We start from the raw sequence: 11,720 nt of genomic DNA, 5'->3' as shown, positions 1-11,720 counted from the left end.
GGGAAGGTCAAGCGAAAATCAGCGTACTTCGCAGTCGATAATGTTCGACTTGCCCGACGTGCCATTGCTGGCGGTCTGGCCGATGCTGGAATTGAACGCAGACGGCGGCATGAACTTGATGCCGGGATTGACGGGCACCACCACCGGCGGCTGCCTGAAGTTGGGCGTAAAACCAAATTGCCCGGCAGAAAAAACTTGCGACCCGGCAGGATTGCTCACATGAATCAGGCCATCGAGCACCTGCACATACAGACCCGGCGCCAGCGGCTGGCTTACGCGGACCGGTCCCGGTCCCGGCAACGACGGCGTCGCAGGCGGGACGACGGTGGCAATGAACGTCGTGCCGCGAATGCCGATGGTGGCGGCTGGCGTCTTCATCTCGAAGCGCTCCTTGTTGCGCTTGCCCAGCAAGCCCGTAACGGAACGCAAGCCCCCCTTGAGCAGGCTGAAGACGGCATGGTCGCCATCGGGCTGCTCGGCCGTATAGCTGAATTGCTCGATCACAAAACTGGTATTCGGTTTCAAGGTGATTTCGCTATTGTCGATCAGCTTGATCAAGGCATAGGTCTCCTTTTCCGTCAGCAAGGTGTCGCCCTGCTCGACTTCCGACTTGATGGCCAGGATCTTCACCTTGCCATCGGCCTTCTTCGCCATCAGCGGACCACTCAATTGCATGACGGTACCGGCCACCTGGCCGGCCCAGGCATGCGCGCCCACGCACATCAAGGCCAGCCACAAGAAAGCCTTAATTGCAGTACATTTTTTTAACAGATTCATTTTTTGTAAGTCCTGTTGAGTCACCTGCGGAGGCGGTAACATCCTTGTCGTCCGGTACCTTGTCAGCAGGCTTGGCCGGCAGTTTGGAAACGAGCGGGACGTTGGCATAGTCGGCCTGCTTGATGACGTTCAATGTGTTATTGATGATGAAGTTGATGATCACGGGCTGTTCGACGGTCGTGACGGGCAGGAAAATGGCGTCCGCCATGCTTACCGTGCCATTCGGCGCCTGCAAGCCGACGCTGGTGCGCTGGCGATTGATGCGCACGCCCTGCGTGCCCGTGATGCTGCCCGTTTTCGCCAGCACGCTCATGCTGGCAGCGGCCGGCAAAGTGAAACTTGCCGTGTCCGCAAACAGCACATTGCCTTCTGCGCTGGCGGTAAAATTGCCGCCGCTGGCTACGCGGGAGTTGCCCTTGATACTGATGTCGCGTCCCGCCGCCAGGCTGATGTCGCGCGCCGCTACCAGTTGCGCGCCATCGCCCAGCAGTACGTCCGTGCCGGCATTGAGCGCGATGTCATTGCCCGCGATCCTGCCGTTGACGGTAACGGGGCTGTGCGCCGTCACGCTGACGTTGCCGCCATTGGCATCGATATTGCCAGCCGTGACGCCGCCCGTATTGTCGATGGCGATATTGCCCGCGCCAGTGGTCAGCGTTCCGAGCGCCAAGGCGCCCGGCGCCGAGGTATTGTTCAGCGCAATGCCGCCCCCGGCACGATTGCTGGCGCTAAAACTGCTGACCTGATTGCCCGCATTACTCAGCACGATGCCGTCGCGCGCCTGCGCGGTCAGGCTGCTGGCGAGCACCGCACCGTCCTGGCCGATGGCGCCGTTCAAGGCGCTCAGCTGCACATCGTTGGCCGCCAGGCTGGCGAAGCGCAAGTCGCCAGCCACTTGCGTGATGGCCAGCTGGCCCGCCAGCCGGATGGCGCCGGCAGTCTGATTAAAGCTGTTGGCGACGAGCAAGTTGCCATTGCCGCTCAACACGCCGCCGCCTTGCACGTAACGATCCGCCGACAGGCTGCCGTTCAGCAACAGGCTGCCGCCGTTGACTTCCAGGCTGGCCAGCAGGGAACTATCCGGCGCCTTGTCACCGAGGGTCAGGCTGCCGCCCGTCAGCAGTAAGCCTGCGGACGCCGTCAGGTTTTTCAGGATGGTGTTGCCGGCCGCCGCGCTGTAGGTCACGATGCCCTTGCTGTTGCTAAAGTCGACAGCCAGCACGTTCGCGCCTTCCGGCACCACGCCGCCGTCCCAATTGGCCGCATCGCTCCAAAAGCCGCTGCCGCTGCCTACCCAGGTCGACAATTGTTTTTGCGCAATCGTCGCCTGCGTCGTGCCGCCCGTCGAGGTCAGCAGGTAATTACCCGCATCGGCGCCGCCCAGGCTCAGGTTCGTCACGAATACCGTCTTGCCCGCGCCCGCATTCTTGTCGCTGAAGCTGGCCAAGGCCGACAGGTCCAGGCGGTCACCGGCAACCCGGTCATCGCCAAAACCGAGCGCGGCGCCCGTCGTGCCGTCATAGACCTTGTTGACGCCGTTAAATTGCACGTTGAGGGTGCGCGGCGTGATGGCGAAAGTCGTCGTGCCGCCCATGGTGATGTCGTACTTGGTCGACCACAGGCCCGTCGCCGCATAGCTGCCCACGTTGCGCGCGTTGCTGCCGTAACCGAGGCTGCCATTCACGCCCGTGTCGCCGTCGATCAATCCCACATAGGCGATCGAACCGAGGAAGGCGGCCAGCTGGCCATCGTAGACCTTGCCCGTGGCATTGCCCGCGAGGTTCACTTGCAGCGGCTTGAGGAAAGCCTTCAGCATCGGCGTCGTGTAGCCTTCGTAAATGCGCCACACGCTGCTGAAATTGTAGTCGCCGAAGCTGCCCTGCTGCCGCATCTGCGCCGTGCTGCGGCCGCTGGAGCCGCCGCCACCGGTCTGCACCAGCGATGTTTCATAATTGAAAAAACCATAGCTGAACGGGGAACCGGCGGACACGCGGCCGGCCACCGCGCCCACGGACGCGTAGCCGTCGCCGCTCACGGCGCCGCTGCTGAAGACATGGCTGACGCTGCCCGTGCTTTCACCGACCAGCCCGCCCATGTTTTCCATGGACAGGATGGGATCGGCGGTAACGGCCCGGCCCACGGCGCCGCTGGCATATGCATCGTCGATGCTGCCGCCGTTCAATCCCACGAGGCCGCCGATGCTGCGCGCGCCGCTGACATTGCCGGTGGCATAAGACTGGCTCAGCGCGCCCTGGTTGTTGCCGACCAGGCCGCCGATCATCTCGCGCGCGCCCGTCACCACGCCGGTGGCGTACGAAGTCGCGATGCTGGCGCCGGACGCATTCGATCCCGCCAGGCCGCCGATGGCGCCGCCGTTGTCGGCATTGACGCCGGTGACGGCGCCGCTGCTGGCCGACAGCGTGATGGCGCCGCCGTTGCTGCCCACCAGGCCGCCCACATTGCGCTGGCCGCTGACGGCGACGCCGCTGTTCACGCCGGATATAGTGCCGCTGACGACCTCGCCCGCCAGCGCGCCCACGTTCGCCCTGCCGGTGACGCTGCCGCCGCTCAGGGTCAGGTTGCGCAAGGTGCCGCCCTGCACCGTGCCAAACAGGCCTGCCGCCAGGCCAGGCACCAGGCTGCGGTCGATTTTCAAATTGCTGAGCGTAAATCCGCCGCCATCGAACACGCCGGAAAAACCGCTGCCGCTGCCGGCGATCGGCACAAAGCCCTGGCCATCGTTCCAGTTCGCCGTGCCGCTGGCGTCGATATTGCCGGCCAGGCGATAGCTGTTGCCCAGACCGAGGCTGGCGATGCCTTGCAAGCCATAGATATCGGCGAGCAGATAAGGTGTGGCGGCACCGTCGCCGCCGGCCACGCGCAGGAAACTGGCGCCGCTGCCGATGGTGAAGTTTCTAGCGCTAAATCCTGGCAGGGCCGCCGCGTTTTGCACCCAGGCGCCGCCGTCGAGCACAAAGCTGCCGCCCACCGTCACGGCGCCCGTGGCCGTGATGGCGGAACCGGAATTGAGGTGCAGATCGCCGCTCCTGGCAAGCGCATCCGATATCCGCAAGCCGCCCGTGTTCGTGCCGTCGCCGATGGTCAGCGACGCGGCCGAGATGCCGGCCAGCTCAACCGCGTTCAAACTGAGGGCCGTACCCGATTTGGTGCCCAGGTCGATGCTGCGCGCACTGCTCAGGGGCTTGATGATGACATTTGCGCCGCCCGCCGTGCCGCCGACGTCGATGCCGCCGGCAACGGTAATATTGTCGGCCTGCAGGGTCACCGTCTGGCCGGCGATGCCGTTGCCAGCAAGCTGGCCGGCGCCGCCCGACAGATTGATGCCGCCCAGCGCGTCATTCGCGCGCAAGCTCAGATTGCCGTTGCCGACATGGACCGCGGCGGCGCCCTCGATGCTGGCGCCCGATAGCGAAATGTTGCCGCCGTTGCTGGTAATGGCCGCGTTCAGATTGACGTTCGATCCCGGGCCATAGTTGCCGCTGGTGCTAGCAGGGTCATTCGCCGACAGGGTCACATTGCCGCCGTTGGTGGTGATGGCGGCGTAGACATTGATGGTTTCGCCCGCCTGCGCCGTCAGGCTGACGCCGGAATTGAGCATGTTCACCGAACTGCTGAAATTGATGCGATGCAGGGCTTGCAAGGTGACGTCGCTGGTGGCGCCGGAGATCGTATCGGCGCCGATGCTGGTGCTGCCGGTCGACGGCATATCGCTGAACTGATCGACATTGGCAAGGTTGCCGCCCGGTCCCTGCACCACGTCGATATCATACGGATCGAGCAGCCAGTTGCCGCGCTTGCCGCGCGCCGCGCTGGTATTGACGCGGATGCCGTCGACGGCCAGGTAATGGCCGGACGTTTCCACGAAGCCGCCGTCGCCGCCTTGCGCGCCGCCGCGCGCGGAAATGCTGCCGTGCACCTGGGCCGATTCATTGCCCCAGGCGATGACCTTGCCGCCGTTGCCGCTGACAATCGCATCGGCATTGACGCTGGCATCCTTGCCGACGAGTACTTGCCGCGCATTGTGCACGGCCGCGTTCTTGCCCTGGTAATCACCGCCCAGCAAGACCGTGCCGCCGCCAGTCGCGCCGCTGGCGTCGACCTTTGCATTGCCCAGCAAACCCACTTGCTCGCCCAGCACTTGAATCTGGCCGCCCGTGCCGGCCGCGCCCGCGGCGCTGGTGACGCTGCCCGCTTCGAGCAGCGCCTTGCCGCTGGCCTTGAGCACGATCCTGCCGTTCTCGCCGACGACGGCGCTGTTGGCGTTGAGCACGCCGCGCTGGCTGACCAGCGCGCCGGCCATGCCGATGCTGCCGCCCTGGGCGATGATCTGGCCCAGGTTCAGCGCCTGGTCGGCCGGCGCAGACACCAGTACGCGCAATTGCGGATTGCCGGGGTCGGCCAGCTGCACGCTGCGCCCGGCCGCCAGGATCACTTCGCCATTGGGCGCCGTGATGATGCCCGTGTTTTCCACGTTCGGCGCGATCAGCAGCACTTGCCCGCCCTTGCCCGCGTTAATCATGCCCGCATTGCTGACGCCGCCGGCCACGCCGCCGGCCGTGAACTGGCGCTTGCCGGCCAGGAAATCCTCATTCGTCATGCCCAGGCTGGAGGCGACCAGCCCGTTCACGTCCACTTTCGCCCCCTGGCCGAAAACGATGCCGTTCGGGTTGATCAGGAAGACCTTGCCGTTCGATTCGAGCGCGCCCAGGATCTTGCTGGGGTCTTGTCCCGTAATGCGGTTCAGTACGGCGCTATTGCCGCTTTGCTGGATGAAGCGCGTGATTTCGCCCGCATGGATGGAAAAACTCTGCCAGTTGATGATGGTGTTGGGCGTGTTCGTGATCGAAAAGATGTTGCCCTGCTGGCTGAACGTGGCCTGTCCGTTGACCACCTGCGGCAAGGCGGGGTTGGCCTGCGCGGCGCCGAAACAGCCGGCCAGCAGCAGTGCCAGCGCCGTGCGGCGCAAGGGCGGCGCAAGCGGTAATGAAAAGGCGGGCGTCAGGATGAAAGCGGAGGCGTGCTGGACGTGGTTGTGCATGGTGTTCATCCTGATGCTAGTAGGCCAAGGCGAGGCGGAAATGCAGGCGGTTGGCGCCCCGCTGTCCCGTGTCGCCGCCATTGACGACATGGGCGTAATCGAGTTGCAGATTGGCGTAGCGGCTCAGCAGCAAACGCAGGCCGAGGCCGCCGCTGCTGATGCCTTGCGACGCGCTTTCGCCGGGCAGCGCATGGTTGCGGCGCAGCCAGGCCGTGTCATAGAACGCCAGCGCGCGGCACTGGTAAGCGAGCGCCTGGCCGCACCAGTTCGGCGTGTACAGTTCCAGGTTCAGGTTGACGCCCGAATCGTTCGATACCTCGCGCTCGGCAAAGCCGCGCACGGACGCGGCGCCGCCGGCGCCGAACTGCTCGCCCGGCACCAGCGCGTCGGGCGTGATCTGCGCGTTGGCGAGCGCGCGCCATTGCCAGTCGCCGGCCAGCATGCGTCCCGCACTGGCGCTCAGGCGCACCGTGTTGTAGGCCGCCTTGGCGTGCGCGCGCACGCGGTCGAAATCGGCTTGCGCGCCGTGCTTGCCGCCAGGGATATTGTGCGCGAAGGTGACCGCCACGCTGGTCTCGCCCGTGGGCAAGGTCCAGTTGCCGATATAGCTGACGCTGAGCGGATGCACGGTGACGTCGGCGCCCAGTTCCATGCCGAACAGCTGCACGCTGTTGCGGTAAGCCTTGTAGTCGATGCCGTACACGAGCTTGGGTTCGAAATCGCCGCTGCGGGCAAAGTTCTGGTTGTAGCGGATGCCGGCCATGCTGCCCTGGCCGCTGACGGCCAGGTCGAAAATGCCGGCCGAGACACTGCCCGAATCGACGTTCGAATAGCTGGCAAAAAAATCCATCGAGTCGCCCAGCGCATACAGCGGCAAGTGGTAGCCGGCGCCATACACGCCCACCTTGTCCGGCTTTTCCAGGCTGCTCGTGTATTGCAGGCTGGCGACATGATCGAGGCCGAACAGATTCGCATGCTGCAGCACCACACCCACGTGCGTCTTGCCCGTTTGCGCATTGCCCGTATTGTCCACGTTGAGCATGGCTTTCCAGGGCTTTTCATCGGCCACCGTGACGATGGCGTCGATGGCGCCCGACGGTTCATCGGCTTGCAGCCGCACTTCGATCTTGCGCGCCGGGTTTTCATTGGCCAGCCTCAGGCTTTGCGACAGCGCCGGCAAGTTCGGCGTCTCGCCTTCGCGAAGAGACGGCAAGGCGCGTCGCACGTTGGCTTCGTCCACATGCGTATTGCCGCCGATGGCAAGCTTGCCCAGCGGCGTTTGCAGCACGCTCAGGCGCACCACGCCGCGCTCCAGTTCCTGCTCGGGCAATTGGACCTGCACGGCGCTGTAACCGCGCTCGCGGTAAGCCCCCTCCAGCGCCTCGACGGCGCGCGCGATGTCGGAAAAATCGCGCTGCGCTCCCGTGTAGGGCGCCAGCAGGGCCTGCACTTGCGCGGGCGTGAGCAGGGTATTGCCCTGGACGTCGAAGCGGCGGATCTCGAAGCGCGGCACGCCGTCGCCCTGCGTGGCAGGCGCGGCGTCATCCATGGAAACAGCGGCGCCGGCGGCGCCGACGGCGAACAGCAGCGCGGAACCCGCAAGCAGGTGCACCAAACGATATGTCATGTGAAGGATTTCTTGTGTAACCGGACAAGCGCGCGGCCCGCAGGCGCCAGCATGTCCGGCAATGGATTGAAGACAAATTTTAGACGGCTTTTAGTTTCCAGTCAGAAATTTCTAACATTTCCCCCTGTTTTTTATCGCAATGCAACAAACAATGCGCACGCCATGGTGAAAAATGCCGCAATCGCTTGCCTTTTCCGGCGAATGGCGGGCTATTTGCTGTGCAATGCTGTCACGCCATCCCAGTCCCATGGCGGTGGCGCGTTACGGTACTGCTCCAGGCGCGCCGCGTACAGCCGGTACAGGCCATCGCCGGGAAAGTCCGCCTGCAAGCGGGCCAGCTGCGCACCTGCCTGCGCCCAGTCGCGCGCGCGCAGCCGGGCCAGCACGGCGTGCCAGCGCTCGAGCTGCGCCAGTTCGGCCGCTGCGGCGCCGGCCAGCAGGCAGCGCGGCTCGAAGATGGCCACCGCTTCCTGCTTGCCCAGCACCCTGATCCGGTCGAGCTCGCGGTACAGGAAATCCGGGGCGGCCGCGCGCGTGGCCTCGCCCACCACGATGCCCACGCCATACAGCTTGCTGGCGCCTTCCAGGCGCGCGGCCAGGTTGACGCTGTCGCCCATCACGGTATAGGCGCGGCGGATGCGCGAGCCCATGTCGCCCACATGCATGGGCCCCGTATTGATGCCGATGCCGATGCGCAGCGCCGGCCAGCCGCGCGCGCAAAATTGCTGGTTCAGCCGCGCCGCGCTGGCCTGCATCAGCAGGGCGCTGGCCACGGCCCGGCTGGCGTGATCGCCAAAGGCGACGGGCGCGCCCCAGAACGCCATCACGGCGTCGCCGATGTATTTGTCCAGGGTGCCGCCATGGCTGTCGCGGATATCTTCCGACATGGCCGTCAGGTATGCGTTGATGTATTCGCGCAGCGCGGCCGGCGCCAGCTGCTCGGAAATGGCCGTGAAACCGCGCACGTCGGCAAACAGCACCGTCAGTTCGCGGTTCTCGCCCTCCATCGTGTAGCGGCGCGGATCGTCGGCCATCTCGGCCACCAGCTCGGGCGCCACGTATTCGCCGAAACGGGCCACCAGCGCGCGTCCCTTGCGCACCTCGAAAAAGTAACCCCACCCCAGGTTGGCGATGAATAGCGCAAGGATCAGCAGCAACAGCACGGCACCGCCCAGCACCAGGTCGTGCACGGCGTACAGGTACAGGTTGATGCCGATGGCGGCGGCCAGCGCGGCCACGGTGGCCAGCATCACGCCAGCCGGCGGCAGCACGGCCAGGGCGCCCGCCAGCAGCAGGCCAAACAGCACGATCTGCACCAGTTCCAACGCCAGCGCGTAGTCGGGCCGCGCCTTGAAACGCCCGTCGAGCATCGACTTGATCAGGTTGGCGTGCACCTCCACCCCCGGATATTCGGCATTCACGGGCGTGGCGCGGATATCGTTCAAACCGGGCGCCGTGGTGCCCACCAGCACGATGGTGCCCTTCAGCAGCGCGGCCGGCACCGTGCCGGCCAGCACATCGGCGGCCGACACATAGCGGAAGGCGCCGCCATCGGGGCCGCCCGCGCCGCGGTACTGCACCGTGGTCGTCAAGGCTTCGCCGACAGGAATCGCCATCGCGCCGCGTGGCGTGAACAGCATGATGTGTTCGAGGCCGCCATTGGCCAGTTCGCGCGCCGACAGGGTATCGGCCGTGCCCGTGAAACGGGGGGCGATGGCGCGCGCCTGCAGGTAGACGGCGACGGTGGCCAGAGACAGCGAAGGATAATAGCCGTCACCGATGCGCTGCAACAGGGTCGAGGAACGCACGACGCCGTCGGCATCGGTCAGCGCCGTGAAGATGCCGGCGCCCTGCGCGGCCGCCTGCAGGGGTGCGATATTGGCTTCGTAGCCGCGCGCCACGTAGGCCGTGACCGTGCGCCCGTTCAAATCGGCGACGGTAAAGGCGGGCCTGGGCAGCACGCCCTTCCTTTGCTGCTCCGAGACGCTGTAGCCGAGCACCACGGGCTGGCCGCGCATGGCCTCGGCAAACAGGCCGTCGTAATCCATGGCCGGGCGCAGCTTTTCCAGCTGCGCCGGCAAGCCGGCCACGCCGGCCAGTTCGCCGCGCGCCAGGCCTTGCAGCACGGCGTAGCCGGAACTGGTGTCCGCTTCGGGAAACGAGATATCGAAGCCCAGCGCGGCCACCCCGTAATGGCCGGTGAGCTGGCGCACCAGGCGCGCCTGCACGTCGCGGCTCCAGGGAAAACGGCCCACGCGGGCCAGGCTTTGCTCGTCGATGTCGACGATGACGATGCGGCGGTCGAGCTGCGGCGCATCAAAGCGCATGCGCCAGTCGCCCAGCATGGCGTCCAACCGCGCGATCGTGTCGTTGCCGGCCAGGCACAGCACGGCCGCCGCCACGGTCAGGACTACACCCAGCAGCGACCGCGCCCCATGCTTGCGCCAGGACTGCGGCAGCTTCAAGGGGTATAGCCCGGAATGGCCGCCTCGTCGACGGCATCGATCTGGCTCGGATGCATGTGCTTTTCAGCGAAGGTCAGATAGACCTTGCTGCGGATGAACACGTCGAACAGCTCCGGGTCGATATGGCCGTTCAGGCTGAAATTACCGAGGATGCGCAGCGATTCGGACAGCGACTTGCCCTTTTTGTAGGGCCGGTCGCGCGCCGTCAGCGCCTCGAAAATGTCGGCAATCGCCATCAGCCGCGCCGGCACCGACATCTGCTCTTTCGTCAGCCCGCGCGGATAACCCTTGCCATCCATGCGCTCATGGTGGCCGCCCGCATATTCGGGCACCTTTTGCAGGTGCTTGGGCCACGGCAGCGCTTCGAGCATGCGGATCGACACGCTGATATGGTTGTTGACGATGGCCCGCTCGGCCGCCGTCAGGGTGCCGGCGCGGATGGTCAGGTTTTCCGTCTCGTCGGCATCGAGAAAATCGCGCAGTTCGCCGTCGGCCGCGCGCCAGCGGCGCCGGGCGATCTGCCGTACCCTTTCCTGGTCGGCCTGCGCCATACTCTCGCCGCCGATGTTGACCGTGCGGATGAAATCGCGCTCTTCGCGCAGCGCCGCCTGCTCCTGCTCCAGCGCGCGGGCAATGGCGTCCTTCTGTTGCGGCTGCGCGGCCTGCAGGCGCAGGGCCTCGATCTCCGCGTCGCGCAGCAGCACTTCGTAGCGCGTGTCGATCAGGGCGATGCGGTCGAAAATGGTTTCCAGCTTGGTGGCCTTGTCGACCACGTGCACGGGCGTGGTGATCTTGCCGCAATCGTGCAGCAGGCCGGCCAGCCACAGCTGCTTGCGCTCGTTGTCGCTGAGCCGGAAATCGGCCAGCGGCCCCGTTTGCGTCGCATGCGCGGCGTCGGCCAGCAACATCGTCAGCTCGGGCACGAACTGGCAATGCCGTCCCGTGTACGGCGACTTTTCATCGATGCCGATATTGATCAGGGTAACGAGCGACTCGAGCAGCTCTTCCAGCTGAGAGATGAGCAGCTGATTCGTCAGCGCCACGCCCGCCTGCGCGGCCAGCGCCTCGATGAAGCGCTGGTCGGTGGAGGAAAAGGCGCGCACCTGGCCCGTCTCGCCATCCTTGGCATTGACCAGCTGCAGCACGCCGATCAAGTCGCCCTCGTGATCGCTCATGGGCACCGTCAGGATCGATTGCGTGTGGTAGCCATGGTGGCGGTCAAACTCGCGCATGCCGGAAAAATTGAAGACCTCGTCGCGGTAGACGTCGGCGATATTCACGCTGCGGCGCATGTTCGCCGCATACGCGGCCACCGACGCCAGGTTGGGCTGGCCGGCGCCATCGAACAGGGGTACGCCCGGCAAACCCATGTCCGCCCCCTGCGCGATGCCCAGGCTGTCGTTGACGCTGATGTCGAACGCCAGCTGGCGCCCGTCAAGCGCGGGCCGGTACAAGGTGGCGCCGTCGGCGCCGCTCATGCTTTTCGCCAGCAGCACGATGCGCTGCAGCAGCGCGCCAATGTCGCGCCCCTCACCGCCCAGGCCGTGGCCGAGCGCGACGCTGAGTTCGGTCAATTGCTCCAGTCTGTGGGCGATTTTCTCAGGGTGCAGCTGAGGCATAGTGGTGGCAATCAGGTAATGGGCAAGCAAAAAAGGGGAAGTCGGCAAGCGCCAGTGTAACGGCGACCCTGCGCACTGTACATTACTTAGTCACAACAAAATGAAATTACTTTCCGTAACGCAACACGCATAAATGTTGCCGCCAATCTCATTAATTAGAATAGAATCAACAA

5 protein-coding genes are annotated in these 11,720 nt (G+C 65.2%); all 5 read right to left on the bottom strand.

What is annotated here, in order from left to right:
• Positions 1 to 18: 18 nt before the first annotated feature.
• Positions 19 to 738 (bottom strand): FecR family protein, encoded by a 720-nt coding sequence (locus IGS60_RS18315; protein ID WP_306798498.1) that lies wholly within the window; start codon positions 736 to 738, stop codon positions 19 to 21.
• A gap of 7 nt (positions 739 to 745) precedes the next feature.
• Positions 746 to 5,836 (bottom strand): S-layer family protein, encoded by a 5,091-nt coding sequence (locus IGS60_RS18310; protein ID WP_230505759.1) that lies wholly within the window; start codon positions 5,834 to 5,836, stop codon positions 746 to 748.
• Between the two features lie 16 nt (positions 5,837 to 5,852).
• Positions 5,853 to 7,463 carry a ShlB/FhaC/HecB family hemolysin secretion/activation protein gene (locus IGS60_RS18305; protein ID WP_230505758.1) on the bottom strand — a complete coding sequence of 537 codons (1,611 nt, stop codon included), beginning with the start codon at positions 7,461 to 7,463 and terminating at the stop codon, positions 5,853 to 5,855.
• Between the two features lie 209 nt (positions 7,464 to 7,672).
• Positions 7,673 to 9,928 carry a CHASE2 domain-containing protein gene (locus tag IGS60_RS18300; RefSeq protein ID WP_230505757.1) on the bottom strand — a complete coding sequence of 752 codons (2,256 nt, stop codon included), beginning with the start codon at positions 9,926 to 9,928 and terminating at the stop codon, positions 7,673 to 7,675.
• Positions 9,925 to 11,547, bottom strand: a complete 1,623-nt coding sequence (locus IGS60_RS18295) for an HD family phosphohydrolase (protein WP_070221163.1) — start codon at positions 11,545 to 11,547, stop codon at positions 9,925 to 9,927. Before IGS60_RS18295 ends, IGS60_RS18300 begins: the two co-directional genes overlap by 4 nt.
• Positions 11,548 to 11,720: the final 173 nt, after the last annotated feature.

It is taken from the genome of Janthinobacterium sp. FW305-128 (assembly GCF_020858135.1).
In the GTDB taxonomy this organism is placed as follows: Bacteria; Pseudomonadota; Gammaproteobacteria; order Burkholderiales; family Burkholderiaceae_D; genus Janthinobacterium.
Note: the sequence above shows the minus strand (reverse complement) of the source record. Positions and strands in the feature narration are given on the sequence as shown.

Coding starts and splice junctions, on each gene's coding strand:
- IGS60_RS18310 (WP_230505759.1), bottom strand. CDS start 5,836: ATGCACAACCACGTCCAGCACGCCTCCGCTTTCATCCTGACGCCCGCC.
- IGS60_RS18305 (WP_230505758.1), bottom strand. CDS start 7,463: ATGACATATCGTTTGGTGCACCTGCTTGCGGGTTCCGCGCTGCTGTTC.
- IGS60_RS18295 (WP_070221163.1), bottom strand. CDS start 11,547: ATGCCTCAGCTGCACCCTGAGAAAATCGCCCACAGACTGGAGCAATTG.